Source organism: Burkholderia humptydooensis, assembly GCF_001513745.1.
Lineage (GTDB): Bacteria > Pseudomonadota > Gammaproteobacteria > Burkholderiales > Burkholderiaceae > Burkholderia > Burkholderia humptydooensis.
The window spans coordinates 2,174,192-2,193,328 of record NZ_CP013380.1; the positions used below are offsets into that span (position 1 = coordinate 2,174,192).

The window sequence follows — 19,137 nt, forward strand, 5'->3', positions numbered from 1 at the left end:
CTTCATCCCCGCTCGTCATTCCCCAACGGTCACTTTTCCGGTTATCGCGTCTACGAACACGAATTTCCTCGCCTGGCGGGACCCCGAACCGAAAATATAGAGGGGGTTTCCTGGTTTGGGGCCGAGCGGATTGCGCAGCGCGACCGTATCGTATGCGCCTGTTTGCCCCGCTGCGTTCTTCGCGCGATCGGCCTCGTCCAGATCCAGCTTGACGGGCCATTCGATCACCACGTCTCCGACCCAGGGCTCTGGATAAAGCACGGGGGAACCGAATTCGTCGTAGCTTGTGGATTCGATGATGACAGTGTTGTTCTCGTCTTGAAACACGACTCGCAGTTTGTCGATTTGCTTGGGGTCAGTGGTCGGGCCGCCTGAGGCCACACCATCCGCTTCATAGAGCTTGGCGTGCGGATACTGCTTGGTCACTTTGTTGATTGCGATAGTCACCCTTCCTTTGAAACCTAGAACAGTTGTCGACATGGTGGTTTTCTCCACTGAGCGGTAGGCTGCCTCAATATCGAGGGGCGTCGCGTGTCTTCAGGTCACGCCCAGCGTATTTAAGGTATCCGACGGCTGAAGTTCAACCTGGAAAATGTAGTGGGATTGCCGCAGGTTTGCCGGGCATTGCCGTTTCCGCGAGGGCGGCCTTGCGCGCGTGGCCGGGCGGAATCCGTTCCGCTGCGCGATGGCGGGAGCGCATTTGTTTCACGCGATCCAAGCGATCGACCAACGAGGCTTCGCCATCGTCGGCAAACTGCATGGTTCATTGTTGCGGGTTGGCGCACTGACAGGCGCTGCGATGACAGACGTGCAACACTCTCTGAGAACGTGGAAGGCGCGCTTCCGCGCGACATCGGCGCTCCTCGAAATCGACGCCGCGCGGGGATTGACGATCGGCCAGTTCTACAGCCTCATCTCGAACATGATCGGCGAAGTCGGCGACAAGGCATTCATCAACCCGCCCCGCAATCAGATCGGCCCCGCTCTGATGCCGGACGCCGTCATCGTCACCAACGTCGCAACCGCGCAGCAGGCAATCCGCACGATCGTCGAAGAAGGAGAAGGCACGTCGAAATCGCCGACCGAGGTGGTCGGGCGCTACCGCTACGCGCATTACTACCGCCTCATGCAAATCAAGCAGGGGCGAAAACTCGTGAAAGACCAGTCCGGCTATTCGTATTCAGGCGATTCCATCGTCTTCGATCCGAGCGGCGTCTATGACGTGCCGGGCAACCCGAAGGTCGCCGACTATCCTTCCGGATCCGCGCAGCGGCGTGCCTGCAACAACTTCAACTACACCTATACGAGCCTGCTGAAGACATTGCATGCGCTGTTCAACGGACAAACCCCAGGCGACCGCTTCAATGCTGTCATCGGACTGATGATGTCGTTGAAGGCGCAAGCCACCGCGATGATGTCCGGCATCCCGAATCCGGCGGCGAAGCCCCTCCCCGCGCCGAGCTTCGAGTATCAGCCGGTCGATCCGGGCAGCGCGCAGGCATTCGATGCGCAGACGATCCCTTCGGAATTGCAACCGAATCGATGAGGTCGTTGGCAGGACGAGCGGCGGCGATGATGTTCGGCATCCCGAAGTCATCGGCAAAGCGGTTCCCCGGATCGCATGGCGGGTATCGAGCTGTCGATCCGGGGAGCGCGTCCCGTCAAACACGCGCCGCCGGCGCGCGATCGTCGCGGCACGGGCCCGGCGCTTCAGCCCTGCGCCTGCCCTTGCAACAGCTTGTCGAGCAGCTTCGCGAGCTGACGCTGTTCCGCGGCGCTGAGCGCGGACAGCACGCGCCGCTGATTGTCGACGTGCGCGACGACGGCGTCGTCGATCAGCGCGAGCCCCGCGCGCGTCAACGCGACGAGCGTGCCGCGCCCGTCCGCCGGGTTCGGACGCCGCAAGACCCACCCCGCCTTCTCGAGCCGATCGATCCGGTTCGTCATGCTGCCCGACGAAATCATCGCCGCGTCGTAGAGCGCCGTCGGCGTCAGCGCGTAAGGCGCGCCGCTGCGCCGCAGCGTCGCGAGCACGTCGAATTCGCCCGGCTGCAGGCCGTAGCGCGCGAAAAGCGGATTGAGCCTGTCGCGCGCGATGACGAGCGCCGCCTCCTGCAGCCGCCCGAGCACGATCATCGACGACGGATCGAGATCCGGGCGCTCGCGGCGCCATTGCTCGATCGCATGGGCTGCGCGATCCATTAACCCTCCTGTTCGTCCAAGTTATCTTGACGTAGAGACAAGTCGAATCTATCTTGATGTCGAGACAATTATACGCAACGCGCACGCCCGGCAAACGTCCGGACGCGCGCCGCATCCACGCTCATGCACAGACTCCTTTCTCCCGCATGGCGGCTCGCCGCCATCATACTCGTCGGCCTCAACCTGCGGCCGGCGCTCGCATCGGTCGGGCCGCTTCTCGACACGATCCAGCGCGCGAGCGGCTTGTCCGACAGCGCCGCGAGCCTGCTGACGACCGTGCCGGTCCTGCTGATGGGCGCGGGCGCGCTCGCCGCGCCGTGGCTCGCGCGCCGCGCCGGCGTGCGCGCGGGCGTCTGGCTCGGCGTCGCGCTGATCGGGCTCGCGTGCGCGGCGCGCGGCGCGGCGCGCGCGCCCGCCGCGCTGCTCGCGTCCGCGCTGTGCGCGGGGCTCGGCATCGCGGCCGTGCAGGCGCTGTTGCCCGGGTTCATCAAGGCGGAATTCGCCGCGCGCGCGGGCAGCGTGATGGGCTTCTATTCGACGTCGATCATGGGCGGCGCCGTATTCGCGAGCGTCGCGACGCCGTTCGCCGCGCACGCGATCGGATGGACCTCCGCGCTCGCCGGCTGGGCGCTGCCCGCCGTCGCGGCCGCGCTGCTGTGGCCGCTCGCGACCCGCGCGACAGCCCGCGACGCGCGAGCGCGCCCCGCCGCGCGCCGCACGCACGGCGCGCGTGCCTGGCTGCTCGCTGCGTTCTTCGGCCTCGGCACGGGCGCCTATACGCTCGTGCTCGCGTGGCTGCCGCCCTATTACATGTCGCTCGGCTGGTCGCCCGAAGCGGCGGGCGGCCTGCTCGGCGGCGTGACGCTCGCCGAGGTCGTCGCGGGGCTCGCCGTGTCGGCGTTCATCGACCGGCTGCCGGACCGCCGCCCCGCGCTCTTCGCGGCGATCGCGTCGCTGTTCGTCGGCCTGATCGCGCTGATCGCCGCGCCGCTCGGCTCCGCGCTGCCCGCGTCGCTGCTGCTCGGCCTCGGGATCGGCGCGCTGTTTCCGCTGTCGCTGATCGTCACGCTCGACCACGCGACAAGCGCGACCGAAGCCGGCGCGCTCACCGGCTTCGTCCAGGGCATCGGCTATCTGATCGCGGGCCTGTTTCCGTTCGTCGCCGGCGTGATCCGGCAGAACGTCGACGATCTGTCGCCGGCCTGGGGCTTCATGGCCGCGGTGTGCGTCGTGATGGCCGCGATGGCCGCACGCTTCGCGCCGCCGCGGCTCGCCGCCGCGCGAAGCGGCGCGTGAACGGCCCCCGTCCCGCCCGCTCCGGAACTCGCTCCGGGCGTGACGGTCCCTACTGGATCTCCTCGTCTCAACACGCTGATCCGGCCCAAGGACCTGCCCATGCTGTCGACTCGATTCCGTCACCTCGCCACAGCCGCGCTCGTGCTGTCGACCGGCGCGTGCGCCGCTGCGCCGGACGCCGCGCCCGAGCCTGAAGTCGCGTGCCGACCGGACGAGACGATGCCCAAGCGCCAGTTCCGAGGCACGTGGATCGCATCGGTGACCAACATCGACTGGCCGTCGCGCCCGGGCCTATCGGTCGCGGACCAGCAGGCCGAGCTGGGCGCGTGGCTCGACGACGCGGTGCGGATGAACCGCAACGCGGTGATCCTGCAGGTTCGACCGACCGCGGACGCCTTCTGGCCGTCGCCGTTCGAGCCGTGGTCGAAGTATCTGACGGGCACGCAAGGCGGCGACCCGGGCTACGATCCGCTCGCGTTCGCCGTCGCCGAGGCGCATCGGCGCAATCTCGAACTGCACGCGTGGTTCAATCCGTATCGCGTCGCGATGGACGACCGGATCGACGCGCTCGCCGCCACGCATCCGGCGCGCCTGCATCCGGACTGGATCGTCCGCTACGGCGGCAAGCTGTATTACAACCCGGGCGTGCCGGCCGCGCGCGCGTTCGTCGTCGATGCGATCATGGACGCGGTCGGCCGCTACGACATCGACGCCGTGCATCTCGACGATTACTTCTATCCGTACCCGGTCGCGGGCGCGGCGTTCGACGATGCGTCGGCATACGCGCAATACGGCGCGGGCTTCGCGACGCACGCCGACTGGCGGCGCGACAACGTCGATCGTCTCGTCGAGTCGCTCGCGCGGCGCATCAAGGCCGCGAAGCCGTGGGTGAAGTTCGGGATCTCGCCGTTCGCGGTCTGGCGCAACGCGGCCACCGATCCGCAGGGCTCGCAGACGTCGGCTTCGGTGCAGACCTACGACGATCTGTACGCGGACACGCGCCGCTGGCTGCGCGAGCGCTGGATCGACTACGTCGTGCCGCAGGCGTACTGGGCGCGCGGCTTCGCGCCTGCCGACTATGACAAGGTCGTGTCGTGGTGGGCGAACGAGGCGCGCGGCCGCGACGTGCACCTGTATATCGGGCAGGCGGCGTACAAGGTCGGCACGTCGAATCAATCGCCGGGCTGGTCCGATCCGGCCGAGTTGAGCAACCACCTGGCGTTCAATCGCACGGCGCCCGAGGTGAAGGGCGACGTCTACTTCTCCGCGAAGGACGTGCGCGCGGACCGGCTCGGCGCGACGACGCTCGTCAATCGCACCTGGTATTCGCGGCCGGCGCTCGTGCCGGCGATGCCCGCGCTCGACGGAGCGGCGCCGCCGCCCGTGAAGGACCTGCGCGCGCAACGCCCGCCCGACGGCGTGCGGCTGCGATGGAAGCCGCGCTCGAAGGCGACGGCGTCATACGCGGTCTATCGTCACGAGCTTGGGCGGCAGGACATGTGCGGCAACCACGATGCACGCCATCTGCTCGCAACGGTTCGGGGAACCGAATTCGTCGACATCACCGCGCGCGCGGATCGCGGCTACCGCTACGCGGTCACGGCGCTCGATCGTCTTTGGAACGAGAGCGAGCCGGCCCACGTCGTGATGCCCGCGGCGAAGCCGTATTGACGATCCGACCGCGCATCCGCGCCACGCGCCCCGGCCTTCACGCCTTCGCGTAGAGCGTCGATTCGTCGAAGCCCTCGGCGTCGAGCACGCGCCCGATCAGGATCAGCGCGGTGCGCTCGATCCGCGCGCCCGCGACCTTGCCGACGATATCGGCGAGCGTGCCCGTCACGCGCGCCTCGTCCGGCCAGCTCGCTCGATAGATCACGGCGATCGGGCAATCGGCGCCGTAGTGCGGCAGCACGTCGTCGACGATCCGCGCGAGATGCCGCACGCCGAGATGGATCGCGAGCGTCGCGCGGTGCGCGGCGAGGCTCGCGAGCGATTCGCCTTCGGGCATCGCCGTCTTGCCCGCGTAGCGCGTGAGGATCACGGTCTGCGCGACGCCCGGCAGCGTCAGCTCGACGCCGAGCGCCGCCGCGCACGCGGCCGCCGCTGTCACGCCCGGCACGATCTCGTAAGGAATCCCGAGCGCGGCGAGCCGGCGGATCTGCTCGCCGATCGCGCCGTACAGCGAAGGATCGCCGGAATGCACGCGCGCGACGTCCTGCCCTTTTCCGTGCGCCTGCGCGAGCAGCGCGACGATTGCGTCGAGATCGAGCTCCGCCGTGTTCACGACGAGTTCGGCGCGATGCCCGCCGAGCACCGCGGCCGGCACGAGCGAGCCCGCGTACAGGATCACCGGGCAACTGCGCACGAGGCGCTGGCCCTTCACCGTGATCAGCTCGGGGTCGCCCGGACCCGCGCCGATGAAGTACACCGTCATTCAAAATACTCCGTCATTCGTTCGATGATTCGATTCGAGGATTCGCCGACGCGCGCTCGCGCGCGGCCCGTCACGGCGTGCGAAAGGCGCGAAACGGACGAAACGCACGAACCGCACGAAACGCGCGCAGCGCGTCGACGAGCGCCGCGATATCGCCGAATTCGCGATCCGCATCCGGCAGCGCCGGCCGCTCGACCATCACAACCGGCAAGCGCCGCTCGCGCGCGACGTCGAGCTTCGCCTCCGTCGCCGCGCCGCCGCTGTTCTTGCTGACGACGACGTCGATTGCAGCCGTCGCGAAGAGCGCGCGCTCGCCTTCGACCGAGAACGGCCCGCGCGCGGCGAGCACGTGCGCGCGCGCGTTGCCTGCGTGCGCGTCGAGGCAGCGCACGAGCCAGTGCTGATGCGGCGCAATGTCGTCGAGATGCGCGAGCGGCTCGCGCCCGAGCGTGAAAAGCGGCCGCGCGAACGGCGCGATCGCGGCGAGAACGCCCGCCCAGTCCGCGACGCCGCGCCAGTCGTCGCCCGGCCGCGGCCGCCACGGCGCGCGGCGCAGCGCCCAATACGGCACGCCCGCCGCGCGGCACGCGGCGGCCGCGTTCGCGCTGATCCGCGCGGCGAACGGATGGGTCGCGTCGATAACGAGCGCGACCGCGTGCTCGCGCAGATGGCGCGCGAGCCCGTCGGCGCCGCCGAAGCCGCCGACTCGCACGTCGCACGCGAGATCGTCGGGCACCTTGCCGAGGCCGGCGAGGCTGTACACGTCGTGCGGCGCGAGCGTGCGCGCGACGCGCAGCGCGTCACCCGTGCCGCCGAGCAGCAACACGCGGCGCGCGCTCATCGCGCGACGCCGACGATGCGGCCCTCGCGGTCGATCGCGAGCGCCTCGACGTCGACCTCGTCCGGCACGATGTCGCGCGCGACGCGGCGCGCGTGCGCGCAGACGACGTCGCCGAGCGGCACGTGATGCGCGAGCGCGAGCGCCAACGCCTGCTGGCTCGTGTTCGCCGCGCGGATCTCGTGCTGCAGCACCGTGCTCGCGCCCGCTTCGCCCGCCCATTGGGCAAGCAGCGGCAAGTCGATGCTCGAATGGCGGCTGTGCAGATCGAGATGGCCCGCCGCGAGCTTGCTCAGCTTGCCGAAGCCGCCGCACAGCGTGAGCCGCGCGACGCTCGCGCGGCGCAGGTACTTGAGCACCGCGCCCGCGAAGTCGCCCATCTCGATCAGTGCGATGTCGGGCAGGCCGTAGCGCGCGCGCACCGCGTCCTCGCTCGCATTGCCCGTGCACGCGGCGATGTGCGTGACGCCGTTCGCGCGCGCGACGTCGATGCCCTGGTGAATCGACGCGATATACGCGGAGCACGAGAACGGCCGCACGATGCCCGTCGTGCCGAGGATCGACAATCCGCCGACGATGCCGAGGCGCGGATTCATCGTCTTCTGCGCGAGCGCCTCGCCGTTCTCGACGCCGATCGCGACGTCGAAGCCGCCCGCATAGCCGTGCTCGGCCGCGAGCGCCGCGAGATGCTCGCTCATCATCCGGCGCGGCACCGGGTTGATCGCGGGTTCGCCGACGGGAATCGCGAGCCCCGCGCGCGTGACCGTGCCGACGCCCGGCCCCGCGCGAAAGCGCACGCCCGGCTCGTGAACGAGCCGCACGCGCGCGAACACGAGCGCGCCGTGCGTCACGTCCGGGTCGTCGCCCGCGTCCTTGATCGTGCCCGCCTCCGCGCCGCCGGCGTCCGTCGCGCGGCAGAACGCGAGACGCATCGCGACGTGCTGCCCCTTCGGCAGCACGATGTCGGCCATGTCGCTCGCGCGGCCCGTCAGCAGCAGGCGCGCGGCCGCGAGCGACGTCGCGGTCGCGCAACTGCCCGTCGTGTAGCCGAAGCGCAGCGGCCGCGGCTGCTCGGGGGTTTCGTCGCGCATCATCCGTGCTCCGGCTGCGCGCCGCGCGGCTTGCGCGCGTCGTACAGCGTGACGGGCAGCGCCTGCCGCCAGGCGTCGAAGCCGCCGAGCGGCTGCGCGTGCGCGACCGACACGCGCGCGAGCGTGCCGCCGTGCCGCTCGCGCCATGCGACGAGCGCCGCCTCGCCCTGCAGCGTCACCGCATGCGCGACGAAGCGGCCGCCCGGCTTCAGGCCCCCCCAGCACGCGTCGAGCACGCCGTCGCGGCTCACGCCGCCGCCGACGAACACCGCGTCTGGGGCGGCAAGGCCCGCGAGCGCGTCGGGCGCGCGGCCGGCGACGAGTTCGAGCGCCGGCACGCCGAGCGCGTCGCGGTTGTGCTCGATGAAGCGCTGCCGGTCCGGATGCGCTTCGATCGCGATCGTCCGGCAGCTCGGATGCGCGCGCATCCATTCGATGCCGATCGACCCGGAGCCCGCGCCGACGTCCCACAGCAATTCGCCCGGCGCGGGCGCGAGCCGCGCGAGCGCGAGCGCGCGCAGATCGCGCTTCGTCAGTTGGCCGTCGTGGCGGTACGCGTCGTCCGGCAAGCCGGGCGTGAGCGCCAGGCGCGGCGCGGCGCCGCACGCGCGGCATTCGATCGCGACGACGTTGAGCGCGGCCGCCCGCGCATCACCCCACGCGTCGGCGCGCGCGTCGATGCGCCGTTCGAGCGGGCCGCCGAGATGCTCGAACACTGTCATCGCGCTCGGCCCGAAGCCGCGCGCGGCGAGCGCGCCGGCCATCGCGGCGGGCGTCGCGCCGTCCGCGCTCAGCACGAACAGCCGCCGGCCCGGATACAGATGCCGATGCAAAGACGCGAGCGGCCGGCCGACGAGCGACACCGTGTCGACATCCTGCAGCGCCCAGCCGGTGCGCGCGGCCGCGAGCGACAGCGACGACGGCGCGGGCAGCACGCGCCACTCGTGCGGCGCGAGCGTGCGCGCGAGCGTCGCGCCGACGCCGAACAGCATCGGATCGCCGCTCGCAAGCACGCACACGCGCGCCGGAGCCCGCGCGAAGAGCGGCGCGAGATCGAACGGCTTCGGCCACGGCGCGCGCTCGGCGCCGTGCCGCGCCGGCAGCATCGCGAGATGCCGCTCGCCGCCCATCACCACCGCCGCGTCGGCGAGCGCGCGCCGCGCCGGCCTGCCGAGCCCCGCGTATCCGTCGTCGCCGATGCCCACCACCGTCAGCCACGCGCTCATCCGTCGTGCTCCATCGTGTTCCTGTCGATCCTGAAAGCGTCGCCCGCCTCGCGCATCGCGCGCTCGGGCGTCGCGAAAAAAGGCATAATACAGCGTCCGTCGACCGGCGCCCCACGGGGCCCAAGAGGGAACGCAGGGCGCGCCGCGCCGCTGCGGCTGCCCCCGCAACTGTGAGCAGCGAGTCCGCATCCGATCCACGCCACTGGCCAGGCCGCCCTTTTCGCGGCCGCCGGGAAGGCCCGCTGCGGATGACGACCTGCCAGCCAGGAGACCTGCCGGGACGTTTCGTTCGTGCCAGCCTTCATCGGGCGGGGTGTACCGATGCCGTAGCCCGCCGCTCGCGCGCTTGCCGCGCGGGAACGGCCGCCTCGGGCCGCCGCGCGACGCTTGATCCGGAGCGCTGTTGAATCCTTGCACCGCTGTTTTTTCATCCGACGCCGCGCGCGCCGCGAGCGCGTGTCCGGGACTCGTGCGCATCGTCGCCGCGCGCGACGGCGGCCTGTGCCGGATCAAGCTGCCGGGCGGCGCGCTTGCCGCCGCGCAGGCGCGCGCGGTGGCGGCCGTCGCGCGCGCGTTCGGCTCGGGCGTGATCGAGGCGACCAATCGCGCGAACCTGCAATTGCGCGGCGTGCGGGCCGGCAGCGAGGCTTGCGTGAGCCGCGCGCTGATCGACGCGGGGCTCGGGCCGCTGACGGACGGCCTGCCCGCGGCGCCGCCCGACACATGCGTCGCCGCGCGCGACGACGTGCGCAACGTGATGCTGAGCCCGACGGCCGGGCGCGACCCCGATGCGCTCGTCGACAGCGCCGCGCTCGCCGCCCGCCTCCTCGCGATGCTGCAGACCGAGCCGCGCTGCGCCGCGCTGTCGCCGAAATTCTCGGTGCTGCTCGACGGCGGCGAACGGCTCGCCGCGCTCGACCACCCGCACGACATCTGGCTGTCCGCGCTGCGCGACGCGCGCGGGGACATGCTGCTCGCGGTCGGGCTCGCCGGCTGCCCGCCCGTCGACGGCGAGCGCGTCGCACCGGGCGCAACGTTTACCGGCGCGCTCGCGGCCATCGCGCCGGCGCACGCGGTCGAGTGCGTGCGCGCGCTCGTGACGAGCTTCGTCGAGCTCGCGCCGCCGGGCGCGACGCGCATGCGCGACCTGCTCGCGACGTGCGCGCCCGACGCGTTCCTTTCGCATGCCGAATCGAAGCTGTCCGAATCGAAGCCGCCGTTCGCGCTGCGGCGCCGCGCGGATCTCGCCGGCTGGCGGCGCGCGCGCGTCGACACGGCGCTGCGTTTCGGCATCCAGCCCGAACGGGACCCGGCGCGCTGCGTCGTCGGCGCGCAGCCGCCGCTCGGCCGGCTCGACGCGAACGCGCTCGCGGCGCTCGCGGCGCTTGCCGACACGCACGGCGACGGCACGCTGCGCATCACGCCGTGGCAAGGCGTGATGCTGCCCGCCGTCGCGCGCGCGGCCGCGCCCGACGCGCTCGCGCGCCTCGCCGCGCTCGGCTTCGTGTGCGACGCGGCCGCTCCGCTCGCGCACGTCGTCGCGTGCGCGGGCTCGGCAGGCTGCGCGCGCGCGCCCGCCGACACGAAAGCCGACGCGCTCGCGCTCGCCGCGCGCCTCGCCGCCCCCGTCGACGTGCACGTCACGGGCTGCGCGCGCTCGTGCGCGTTGCCGCATGCGGCCGCGCACACGCTCGTCGCGAGCGCGGCGGGCCGCTACGACCTCTATCGGCGCGACGGCGCGACGGGCTTCGGCCGCGCCATCGCGCGCCAATTGACGATCGACCAGGCCGCCGCCGCGCTCGCGCTCGGCGCACGGCCCACTCAGGATGACCTCGATGCTTGACTACCTTCGCGACGGCGGCGCGATCTATCGCGAATCGTTCGCGACGATCCGCGCGGAAGCCGATCTGACGGGCGTGCCGCCCGACCTCGAAAAACTCGCGGTGCGCGTGATCCACGCGTGCGGCATGGTCGACGTCGTCCGCGACCTGCGGTTTTCCGACGGCGCGGGCGAAGCGGGCCGCGCGGCGCTCGCGGCCGGCGCGCCGATCCTCTGCGACGCGCGGATGGTCGCCGAAGGAGTCACGCGCGCGCGGCTGCCCGCGAACAACCCGGTAATCTGCACGCTCGGCGATCCGGACGTGCCGCGGCTCGCGCGCGAGATCGGCAACACGCGCTCGGCGGCCGCGCTCGAACTGTGGCGCGCGCATCTCGCGGGCAGCGTCGTCGCGATCGGCAACGCGCCGACCGCGCTCTTCCATCTGCTCGACATGATCGACGCGGGCGCGCCCCGCCCCGCCCTCATCCTCGGCTTTCCGGTCGGCTTCGTCGGCGCGGCCGAATCGAAGGCGCTCCTCGCGGCCGACAGCCGCGGCGTGCCGTTCGTCGCGGTCGCGGGCCGCCGCGGCGGCAGCGCGATGGTCGCCGCCGCCGTCAACGCGCTCGCTTCGGAGGCCGAATGACGCGCAGGACTGGGCGCCTCTACGGGCTCGGCGTCGGGCCGGGCGACCCCGAGCTGCTGACGATCAAGGCGCTGCGGATGCTGCAGGCCGCGCCCGTCGTCGCGTACTTCGTCGCGAAGGGCAAGAAAGGCAACGCGTTCAGCATCGTCGAGGCGCACCTGGGCGACGCGCAGACGCACCTGCCGCTCGTCTACCCGGTGACGACCGAGGCACTGCCGCCGCCCCTGTGCTACGAAACCGTGATCGCCGATTTCTACGACACGGCGGCCGCGCTCGTCGCCGCGCACCTCGACGCGGGCCGCGACGTCGCGGTGATCTGCGAAGGCGATCCGTTCTTCTACGGCTCGTACATGTACCTGCACGACCGGCTCGCGCCGCGCTACGACGCCCAGGTCGTGCCGGGCGTGTGCTCGATGCTGGGCGGCGCGGCGGTGCTCGGCGTGCCGCTCGTCTACCGGAACCAGAGCCTCTCGGTGCTCTCCGGCGTGCTGCCCGAGGACGAGTTGCGCGAGCGTCTCGCGAGCGCCGATGCGGCCGTCGTGATGAAGCTCGGGCGCAACTTCGACAAGGTGCGCCGCGTGCTCGACGAGCTCGGGCTCGCGCGGCGCGCGCTGTACGTCGAGCGCGCGACGATGGCCGCGCAGCGGATCGTGCCGCTCGCGGACGTCGATCCAATGGCGTCGCCGTATTTTTCGCTGCTCGTCGTGCCGGGGGAAAAATGGCAAGGATGACTATCGCGCCCGCGATCGTGATACTCGGGCCGGGCGCGCTCGCGACCGCGCGCCGGCTCCAGGCGCGATTCGACGGCGCGCAGGTGCACGCGCTCGCGGGGCGCGCCGACGCCGACGTGGCGTTTTCCGAGCTCGGCGCGCACCTGCGCGAGCTGTATGCGCGCGGCGCGCCGATCGTCGCGCTGTTCGCGGCCGGCATCGCGATCCGCTGCGTCGCGCCGTGTCTCGCCGACAAGGGCGCGGAGCCGCCCGTGCTCGCCGTGGCCGAGGACGGCAGCGCGGTCGTGCCGCTGTTGGGCGGCCTCGCGGGCGCGAACGTGCTCGCGCGCGAGATCGCCGACGCGCTCGGCGTCGCCGCCGCGATCACGACGAGCGGCGAGCTGCGCTTCGGCGCGTGCATGCTGAATCCGCCCGAAGGCTACGCGCTCGCCGATCTCGACGCGGGCAAGCGCTTCGTGTCCGATCTGCTCGCGGGCGAAAGCACGCGCATCGAAGGCGACGCACGGTGGCTCGACGACGTCGCGCTGCCGCGCGACGCGCACGCGCCGCACGCGATCCGCGTCACGCCGCATGCGTCGCGCGGCGACGCGCGCGAATTGCTGATTCATCCGCGTAGCGTCGTCGTCGCGCTCGGTGACGGCGATGGCGATGGCGACGCCAACGGCATCGGCGACGTTGCGAGCAACGCTTCGGATCACGATGCACTCGCATCCACCCCTGCAAACGCGGCGGCGAACGCGAACGCCGCATCGCCCGGCTTGCCGCCGCTCGCCGCGCGCATCGTCGCGACGCTCGCCGCGCACGATCTCGCGACGCTCGCGCTCGCGGCCGTCGTCGCGCCGGCGCGACGCATCGCCGATCGCGCGCTGACCGATGCGGCGCGCGCGCTGCGCGTGCCGTTGCGTTTCATCGAGACGAACGCGCACGACGCCTCGGGCGTGCTCGATGCCGCGCTGCCCGCCACGCTCGCGCGCCGCGCCGATGCGCCGCGCGCCGATGCGGAGCCGTCGCCGACGCCGCGCCACATCGCCATCGCCATCGCCGGCGCGCCCGTCGACGCCGATGCGCTCGGCGCAGCGCGCGGCCGCCTGACGGTGCTCGGCCTCGGCCCCGGCCGCGCGGACCTGATGACGCCCGCCGCGCGCGCGGCGCTTGCCGACGCGACCGACATCGTCGGCTACGCGACCTACGTGAACATGGCGGGCCCGTTCCGCGCGGACCAGCAATTGCACATCTCCGACAACCGCGAGGAACTGCAGCGCGCGCGCCACGCGTTCGAGCTCGCCGCGCAGGGCCGGCGCGTCGCGGTCGTATCGTCGGGCGACCCCGGCGTATTCGCGATGGCGGCGGCCGTGCTCGAAGCGCTCGACGGCGCCGGCGACGCGCGCTGGGCAGCCGTCGAGCTCGACGTCGTGCCCGGCGTGTCGGCCGCGCTCGCGACGGCGGCCGAAGCCGGCGCGCCGCTCGGCCACGACTTCTGCCTCATCTCGCTGTCGGACAACCTGAAGCCGTGGGCGATCATCGAAAAGCGCATCGACCACGCGGCGGCCGCCGATTTCGCGCTCGCGTTCTACAACCCGGTGTCGCGCGCGCGGCCCGTGCAGTTCGATCGCGCGCTCGACATCGTGCGCCGGCATCGCGCGCCGGACACGGTCGTCGTGCTCGGCCGCGACATCGGCCGCCCCGGCGCGACGCTCGCGACGACGACGCTCGCCGCGCTGTCCGCGCAGCAGGTCGACATGCGCACGATGGTGATCGTCGGCTCGTCGACGACGCGGCGCATCGTGCGCGACGGCGCGCGCGACTGGGTGTACACGCCGCGCTGGTATCGCTGACGCCGCGGCGCAGCGACGCCCGGCACGCGCCGCGATCTCACCCGTGAATCCAATACGCCCAATCGTTTCGGATATCAAATCAAGTCGTCCGTCAAACCTTGAATCCGAATAATAAAAAGAATGACTAACGATTCCATCATGCGGTGGATTCCTCCATGATGTGCAAGCCGAAGCGCCGACCGCCCATCGAGCGCGGCGACGCGACGGCGATATGCAGGCCAGCATATCCACCCATCAACATGGAGAGAACAATGAACTTCAGCATGTTGTCCCGCATCGTCCCGCGCGCGATCGCGGCGGGCTGTCTGTTCGCGGCGGCGGGCGCGTCGCAGGCGGCGGGCGTCTACGCGCCCTACGTCGACGTGACGCTCTATCCGACGCCGCTCGTCGACCAGATCGGCGTGCAGCAAGGCATCCAGCAATTCATGCTCGCGTTCGTCGTGTCGGGCGGCAACCAGTGCGTGCCGTCATGGGGCGGCGTGCAGCCGATCGGCAACGGCGCGACGGGCGATCTGCTCGACAAGATCGCGACATCGGTCGCGGCCTATCGCGCGAAAGGCGGCGACGTCGCGGTGTCGTTCGGCGGCGCGGCCGGCCAGCCGCTGATGCAGGCGTGCGCGAGCGTCGCCGCGCTGAAGGGCGCGTACCAGACCGTGATCGACACGTACAGCCTCACGCACGTCGATTTCGACATCGAAGGCGCGTCGCAGCAGGATTCGGCCGCCGTCGCGCGCAACTTCCAGGCGGTCGCGCAACTGCAGGCCGACTACGCGGCGAAAGGCAAGCCGCTGCACGTGACGCTGACGCTGCCGGCGATGCCCACGGGCCTCGTGCAGGACGGCCTGAACGTGCTGAACGCGGCGCTCGCGAACAGCGTGACGCTCGACGCGGTGAACATCATGACGATGGATTACGGCCCGTCCGGCATCGACATGGGCGCGGCCGCGATCAGCGCCGCGCAGGGCCTCTACTCGCAGCTCGACACCGCCTACAAGTCGGTGGGCAAGCCGCAGACCGACGCGCAGCTCAAGCAGCTCGTCGGCGTGACGCCGATGATCGGCGTCAACGATGTGGCGGGCGAGGTCTTCACGCTCGCGAACGCGCAGAGCGTGCAGACGACGGCTGCGAACAACGGCTACGGCGTCGTCGGCATCTGGTCGATCACGCGCGACAAGGCGTGCGACGGCGGCTCGCAATACGCGTCGCCGATCTGCTCGGGCGTCGCGCAGCAGCCGTATGCGTTTTCGTCGGTCTTCAAGCAACTGGGCGGCCACTGGGGCTCGGGCGTCACGCAGGACCCGAACTACGGCGGCGGCTCGGACGGCGGCGGCACGCCGCAGCCGGGCGCGCCGTGGTCGGCGACGCAGGTCTACACGGCGGGCGCGACGGTCACGTACCAGGGCACGACCTACCAGGCGCAATGGTGGACGCAGGGCGACATTCCGGGGCAGGCGGCGGTGTGGAAGCCCGTCGGCGGCAACGTGCCGGCGTGGTCGTCGACGGCCGCGTATCCGGGCGGCGCGTGCGTGATGTATCAGGGCGCGAAGTATTGCGCGAAATGGTGGACGCAGGGCGACGTGCCGACCGCGGGCGGGCCGTGGGCGAGAGCGTGAGCGCGCCGGCCGGGCCGCGCGCCGGCGCGCAGTAGCCGGCTGTCGCGGCGGGACCGGCCGCGGGCGGGCCTCTCCCGCGTGGATCGCGATGCGAGCCGCGCCGGCGGATCGGATGTCGGCGCGGCTGCAATATGACGATCGGACGATGGAGCAACGCCGCGCGGCTGCAGTATCCTGAGCGCACCGATCCTTCCGGAGCCGCCATGAAACGCTTCCTGTCACGCGTCACCCTCTCCTGCCTCGCGCTGGCTGTCGCACTCGTCGCATCCGTCGCGCAGGCTCAAAAGCAGACCTACCATTTCGACGAAGGCGGCACGACGCCGACGGGCGTCACGTCACAGCCGGCTTCCGCGCCCGCGCAGGCGCGCACGCGTCAGGCGAAACCGCATCGGCATCCCGTGCACCGGAGCAAGCATCATCGGACGCACCGCCGCGCGCGCAGCGTGCGGAGCGATAGCTTCTATTCGCATCCTTGATGCGTGCGTGACATACGCGACGCGCACGCCGTCCGCGGCGCACGCGTTCGAGGGCATCGCGCAAGCGCACTTGCGCGCGGGCGGCGGCCCCGAACGGGCGTGATCATGCCGTCTGAAGCGCCGCGATCCGCGCGTGCAGCCACTGGCGCAGCGCGTCGAGTTCCTCGATGCACACCGAATGCGGCATCGGGTACGCGTGCCAGTCGACGCTTGCGCCCTTCTCGCGCGCGAAATCGCGGGCGACCTCGCCGAGACGGATCGGCAGGATGTCGTCGTCGGTGCCGTGCGCGGCGAAGATCGGCGTCGTGCGATTCGCGTCGGCGAGCCGCTCGTCGATGAAGCGCGGCGACGGCACGTAGCCCGACAGCACGATCAGGCCCGCGAGCGCATCCGGATGCGTGAGGCCCGCCGAGTACGTCATCGCGCCGCCCTGCGAGAAGCCCGCGACGAAGATCCGCGACGTCGGGATGCCGCGCCGGTTCTGCTCTGCGATCAGGCGCCGCACGGTCGCGCACGACGCGTCGATCCCCGCTTCGTCGACTTGCCGGTTCACGCCTTCGAACGACAGGATGTCGTACCACGCGCGCATCACATAGCCGTTGTTCGCGGTGACTGCGATCTCGGGCGCGTTCGGGAACACGAAGCGCACGGCCGGGCCGTTCGCGATCCGCAGCTCGGGGACGAGCGGCACGAAGTCGTTCGCGTCGGCGCCGAGGCCGTGCATCAGGATCACCGCGAACGCGGGATGGGGGCCGGTTTCGATTTCGATCGTCGGCGGGTCGTCGAGCATGCTGAGGCTCCGTGGGATGGGATGGATCGGGGACAGTGCGTCGATGATCGCATATCGAGATGGCGATCGGCGCGCGGCGCGTGCAATGGGCAGCCGAGTCCCGCCGTTCCGTCACACGCTCCCGCGCGCGAGCGCGTGGGGCGCGACGAACGTCGCGCCCCACGCCTGCGCGAGCCGCTCGCAGCGGCCGAGCCTCACGGCCGCGTCGTCGAAGTCGACGATGACGACCCGGTCGGCGAGCGCCGGCCGCGCCGGCGATTCGGCCGTTCGCCCGTCCGACAGCAGCCACAGCCAGCGCTGCTGCCGCGGGCGGCGGCGCGCGGCGCGCGCGAGCAGCCGCGTCGCAACGCCGATGCCCTGCGCGAGCGGCGTGCCGCCGCCTCCGCCGACGGGCGCGAGCCAGCGCTCGTTCCACCAGCGCGGCACGGCCGGCCCGAAGCGCACGTCGGCCGAGCCGCCGCCGAAGCAGACGAGCGCCGCGTCGGCGCGCTCGCGCGCGAGCGAATCGAACAGCGCGACGACGAGCCCCTTCGCACGCGCAAGCCGCTCGGCCGTCAGCATCGACGCCGAGCAGTCGAGCACGAAGCAATGCAGCGCGCCCGGCGAGCCGGCCTGCGGCCGATAGCGCAGATGGTCGGCGCGCAGCGCCTCGCCACGCTTCGCCGCGAGCGTCGCGCGCCATGCGATGCGCGTGCCGGGGCGGCCTCGCGCATCGTCGCGGCGCATGCCTCGTTCGAGCCATCGAAGCCCGCTGTCCGGCGCGTGCGCGGCGACAGCGGCGGCATCCGTCCGATGGCTCAGCGTTTTTTTAGCGGCAGCGGGATCACGCCTTTGACGGACGCGATGCCCACCGGCTCGGGCGGCAGATAGCCCCAGTCGCTGTCGTCGGCGGCTGCGCGGCGCTCGCCCGCCGCTTGTCGGTCCGCATCGGACGGCGCAGCCCCCCGATCACGCGCCGATCCGGCCGCGTCGGCCAGCCGCGCGCCGCCTGCATCGCGCGGCGGCGCATCGCGATGCGCCGGATCGGTCGCGGTTTCGCGCTCGGCGGCATCCGTCGCCGCTTCGGGCTTCGATTCGGGCCACGATTCAGACCGAGACTCGGGCCGCGTGCGCCGATGGCGCAGCACGTCGGCGGCGACGCGCCCGACGTGCGCCACATCGACGCTCGCCGCCCCGTCGAGCGCCGCGAGCGCCCGCGCGGCGCGCAGCATCACGAGGTCGCCGCGCAAGCCGTCGACGGCCGCGTCGATGCACAGCTCGGCGACGCGCGCGTGCGCGGCGTCGTCGAACGCAAGCGCTGGCAGCGCTGCACGCGCCGCACGGATTTTCGCGGCGAGCGCTGCCTGCGCGTCGCGGTACTGCGCGCGAAAGCCGTGCGGATCGAGATCGAACGCGAGCCGCGCCTTGACGATCCGCTGCCGCGTCGCCGCGTCGTAGCAGTTCGCGAGCTCGACCATCAGCCCGAAGCGATCGAGCAGTTGCGGCCGCAGCTCGCCCTCTTCCGGGTTCATCGTGCCGACGAGCGCGAAGCGCGCCGCGTGGCTGTGCGAGACGCCGTCGCGCTCGACCGTGTTGACGCCGCTCGCGGCCGCGTCGAGCAGCGCGTCGACGAGCGCGTCCGGCAGCAGATTGATCTCGTCGACGTACAGCACGCCGAGATGCGCGCGCGCGATGAGGCCGGGCGAGAAGCGCACCGCGTTGTCGGCAAGCGCGCTCGCGAGGTCGAGCGAGCCCGTGACCTGCTCATCGGTCGCCGACAGCGGCAGCGTGACGAAGCGCCCTTCGGGCAGCAGCTCGGCGAGCGCGCGCGCGGCGGTCGACTTCGCGGTGCCGCGCGGGCCGCTGACGAGCACGCCGCCCAGCCCCGGATCGACGGCGACGAGCAGCAGCGCCTGCTGCAGCGCAGCCTGGCCGATCAGCGCGGAAAACGGATAGACGGCCGGCAGTGCGCGGTCGTCGGAGGCGGCGGCCGCAGCCGCGCCGGCTTCGTTCGTTTGGTTCACCTGAGTTCCCGTGATGGTGACGGTTGCGCCGGATGCATCGGATATGCCGGGCGCGACGGTCGGCTCGACCGCGCGTTTCGCGACGCGCGCCGCGCTTGCAACGTCGTTCATGCCGTTCGCGCCGCGCGCGACACTCCCGC

19 protein-coding genes and 1 riboswitch are annotated in these 19,137 nt (G+C 71.8%); of the genes, 9 read left to right on the plus strand and 10 right to left on the minus strand.

Going from position 1 to position 19,137, the window contains the following annotated elements:
* Positions 1–15: 15 nt before the first annotated feature.
* On the minus strand, positions 16–480 hold the full coding sequence (locus AQ610_RS09865) for a hypothetical protein (RefSeq protein WP_043282598.1): 465 nt from the start codon (positions 478–480) through the stop codon (positions 16–18).
* A gap of 220 nt (positions 481–700) precedes the next feature.
* Here AQ610_RS09865 and AQ610_RS09870 point away from each other — a divergent pair, with 220 nt between their 5' ends.
* Positions 701–1,546 (plus strand): ferritin-like domain-containing protein, encoded by an 846-nt coding sequence (locus AQ610_RS09870; protein WP_231748909.1) that lies wholly within the window; start codon positions 701–703, stop codon positions 1,544–1,546.
* 164 nt (positions 1,547–1,710) lie between these two features.
* Here AQ610_RS09870 and AQ610_RS09875 read toward each other — a convergent pair whose 3' ends face one another.
* On the minus strand, positions 1,711–2,202 hold the full coding sequence (locus tag AQ610_RS09875; protein ID WP_006026711.1) for a MarR family winged helix-turn-helix transcriptional regulator: 492 nt from the start codon (positions 2,200–2,202) through the stop codon (positions 1,711–1,713).
* A 123-nt stretch (positions 2,203–2,325) separates the two neighbouring features.
* Here AQ610_RS09875 and AQ610_RS09880 point away from each other — a divergent pair, with 123 nt between their 5' ends.
* Together AQ610_RS09880 and AQ610_RS09885 are read left to right on the plus strand one after the other, a co-directional pair.
* Positions 2,326–3,498, plus strand: coding sequence for an MFS transporter (locus AQ610_RS09880; RefSeq protein ID WP_006026710.1), 1,173 nt, complete (start codon positions 2,326–2,328; stop codon positions 3,496–3,498).
* 99 nt (positions 3,499–3,597) lie between these two features.
* A complete protein-coding gene (locus AQ610_RS09885) occupies positions 3,598–5,169 on the plus strand; it encodes a glycoside hydrolase family 10-like protein (RefSeq protein ID WP_009912322.1) in 1,572 nt (523 codons plus the stop codon).
* 37 nt (positions 5,170–5,206) lie between these two features.
* On the opposite strand, the gene cobM is transcribed toward AQ610_RS09885, so the two are convergent.
* The 4 genes from cobM to AQ610_RS09905 all read right to left on the minus strand — a co-directional run bounded on the left by cobM (position 5,207) and on the right by AQ610_RS09905 (position 9,087).
* Positions 5,207–5,932 (minus strand): precorrin-4 C(11)-methyltransferase, encoded by a 726-nt coding sequence (gene cobM / locus AQ610_RS09890; RefSeq protein ID WP_006026708.1) that lies wholly within the window; start codon positions 5,930–5,932, stop codon positions 5,207–5,209.
* 70 nt (positions 5,933–6,002) lie between these two features.
* A complete protein-coding gene (locus AQ610_RS09895; protein WP_045554848.1) occupies positions 6,003–6,773 on the minus strand; it encodes a cobalt-precorrin-6A reductase in 771 nt (256 codons plus the stop codon).
* Positions 6,770–7,864: a cobalt-precorrin-5B (C(1))-methyltransferase gene (locus AQ610_RS09900; RefSeq protein WP_006026706.1), complete on the minus strand. Its 1,095-nt coding sequence runs from the start codon at positions 7,862–7,864 to the stop codon at positions 6,770–6,772. Before AQ610_RS09900 ends, AQ610_RS09895 begins: the two co-directional genes overlap by 4 nt.
* Positions 7,861–9,087 carry a bifunctional cobalt-precorrin-7 (C(5))-methyltransferase/cobalt-precorrin-6B (C(15))-methyltransferase gene (locus AQ610_RS09905; protein ID WP_006026705.1) on the minus strand — a complete coding sequence of 409 codons (1,227 nt, stop codon included), beginning with the start codon at positions 9,085–9,087 and terminating at the stop codon, positions 7,861–7,863. The genes AQ610_RS09900 and AQ610_RS09905 overlap by 4 nt, the downstream gene beginning before the upstream one ends.
* 85 nt (positions 9,088–9,172) lie before the next feature.
* Positions 9,173–9,381, plus strand: a riboswitch (cobalamin riboswitch).
* 109 nt (positions 9,382–9,490) lie between these two features.
* On the opposite strand from AQ610_RS09905, the gene cobG reads away from it, so the two are divergent.
* Genes cobG through cobJ form a run of 4 tightly spaced genes read left to right on the plus strand, consistent with a single transcriptional unit; the run spans position 9,491 to position 14,115 of the window.
* Positions 9,491–10,930, plus strand: coding sequence for a precorrin-3B synthase (gene cobG, locus AQ610_RS09910; protein WP_006026704.1), 1,440 nt, complete (start codon positions 9,491–9,493; stop codon positions 10,928–10,930).
* Entirely contained in the window at positions 10,923–11,549 is a 627-nt protein-coding gene (locus AQ610_RS09915) for a precorrin-8X methylmutase (RefSeq protein ID WP_006026703.1), read from the plus strand. The genes cobG and AQ610_RS09915 overlap by 8 nt, the downstream gene beginning before the upstream one ends.
* Complete coding sequence (locus AQ610_RS09920) at positions 11,546–12,280, plus strand: precorrin-2 C(20)-methyltransferase (RefSeq protein WP_006026702.1); 735 nt, start codon at positions 11,546–11,548, stop codon at positions 12,278–12,280. The genes AQ610_RS09915 and AQ610_RS09920 overlap by 4 nt, the downstream gene beginning before the upstream one ends.
* Positions 12,277–14,115: a precorrin-3B C(17)-methyltransferase gene (gene cobJ / locus AQ610_RS09925; protein ID WP_043282596.1), complete on the plus strand. Its 1,839-nt coding sequence runs from the start codon at positions 12,277–12,279 to the stop codon at positions 14,113–14,115. Before AQ610_RS09920 ends, cobJ begins: the two co-directional genes overlap by 4 nt.
* Before the next feature lie 136 nt (positions 14,116–14,251).
* Here cobJ and AQ610_RS37900 read toward each other — a convergent pair whose 3' ends face one another.
* Complete coding sequence (locus AQ610_RS37900; RefSeq protein ID WP_009912341.1) at positions 14,252–14,380, minus strand: hypothetical protein; 129 nt, start codon at positions 14,378–14,380, stop codon at positions 14,252–14,254.
* Here AQ610_RS37900 and AQ610_RS09930 point away from each other — a divergent pair.
* Both AQ610_RS09930 and AQ610_RS09935 read left to right on the plus strand, forming a co-directional pair.
* Positions 14,367–15,728: a T2SS-translocated chitinase gene (locus AQ610_RS09930; RefSeq protein WP_009912343.1), complete on the plus strand. Its 1,362-nt coding sequence runs from the start codon at positions 14,367–14,369 to the stop codon at positions 15,726–15,728. The genes AQ610_RS37900 and AQ610_RS09930 overlap by 14 nt on opposite strands.
* Positions 15,729–15,931: 203 nt before the next feature.
* On the plus strand, positions 15,932–16,204 hold the full coding sequence (locus AQ610_RS09935) for a hypothetical protein (RefSeq protein ID WP_009912344.1): 273 nt from the start codon (positions 15,932–15,934) through the stop codon (positions 16,202–16,204).
* 103 nt (positions 16,205–16,307) lie between these two features.
* Here AQ610_RS09935 and AQ610_RS09940 read toward each other — a convergent pair whose 3' ends face one another.
* From AQ610_RS09940 to AQ610_RS09950, 3 genes are all read right to left on the minus strand, one after another.
* Entirely contained in the window at positions 16,308–16,994 is a 687-nt protein-coding gene (locus tag AQ610_RS09940) for an alpha/beta hydrolase (protein ID WP_006026698.1), read from the minus strand.
* Positions 16,995–17,105: 111 nt separating this feature from the next.
* On the minus strand, positions 17,106–17,720 hold the full coding sequence (locus tag AQ610_RS09945) for a vWA domain-containing protein (protein WP_006026697.1): 615 nt from the start codon (positions 17,718–17,720) through the stop codon (positions 17,106–17,108).
* Between the two features lie 71 nt (positions 17,721–17,791).
* The gene (locus AQ610_RS09950) at positions 17,792–18,997 is read right to left on the minus strand and encodes a magnesium chelatase ATPase subunit I (RefSeq protein ID WP_043282671.1); all 1,206 of its coding nucleotides are present in this window, start codon (positions 18,995–18,997) and stop codon (positions 17,792–17,794) included.
* Positions 18,998–19,137 lie beyond the last annotated feature (140 nt).

Bases quoted from the DNA above. Each gene is read 5' to 3' on its own strand.
- AQ610_RS09865 (WP_043282598.1), bottom strand. From the start codon at position 480: ATGTCGACAACTGTTCTAGGTTTCAAAGGAAGGGTGACTATCGCAATC.
- AQ610_RS09875 (WP_006026711.1), bottom strand. From the start codon at position 2,202: ATGGATCGCGCAGCCCATGCGATCGAGCAATGGCGCCGCGAGCGCCCG.
- AQ610_RS09880 (WP_006026710.1), top strand. From the start codon at position 2,326: ATGCACAGACTCCTTTCTCCCGCATGGCGGCTCGCCGCCATCATACTC.
- AQ610_RS09885 (WP_009912322.1), top strand. From the start codon at position 3,598: ATGCTGTCGACTCGATTCCGTCACCTCGCCACAGCCGCGCTCGTGCTG.
- cobM (WP_006026708.1), bottom strand. From the start codon at position 5,932: ATGACGGTGTACTTCATCGGCGCGGGTCCGGGCGACCCCGAGCTGATC.
- AQ610_RS09895 (WP_045554848.1), bottom strand. From the start codon at position 6,773: ATGAGCGCGCGCCGCGTGTTGCTGCTCGGCGGCACGGGTGACGCGCTG.
- AQ610_RS09900 (WP_006026706.1), bottom strand. From the start codon at position 7,864: ATGATGCGCGACGAAACCCCCGAGCAGCCGCGGCCGCTGCGCTTCGGC.
- AQ610_RS09905 (WP_006026705.1), bottom strand. From the start codon at position 9,087: ATGAGCGCGTGGCTGACGGTGGTGGGCATCGGCGACGACGGATACGCG.
- AQ610_RS09915 (WP_006026703.1), top strand. From the start codon at position 10,923: ATGCTTGACTACCTTCGCGACGGCGGCGCGATCTATCGCGAATCGTTC.
- AQ610_RS09920 (WP_006026702.1), top strand. From the start codon at position 11,546: ATGACGCGCAGGACTGGGCGCCTCTACGGGCTCGGCGTCGGGCCGGGC.
- cobJ (WP_043282596.1), top strand. From the start codon at position 12,277: ATGACTATCGCGCCCGCGATCGTGATACTCGGGCCGGGCGCGCTCGCG.
- AQ610_RS09930 (WP_009912343.1), top strand. From the start codon at position 14,367: ATGAACTTCAGCATGTTGTCCCGCATCGTCCCGCGCGCGATCGCGGCG.
- AQ610_RS37900 (WP_009912341.1), bottom strand. From the start codon at position 14,380: ATGCTGAAGTTCATTGTTCTCTCCATGTTGATGGGTGGATATGCTGGC.
- AQ610_RS09935 (WP_009912344.1), top strand. From the start codon at position 15,932: ATGAAACGCTTCCTGTCACGCGTCACCCTCTCCTGCCTCGCGCTGGCT.
- AQ610_RS09940 (WP_006026698.1), bottom strand. From the start codon at position 16,994: ATGCTCGACGACCCGCCGACGATCGAAATCGAAACCGGCCCCCATCCC.
- AQ610_RS09945 (WP_006026697.1), bottom strand. From the start codon at position 17,720: ATGCGCCGCGACGATGCGCGAGGCCGCCCCGGCACGCGCATCGCATGG.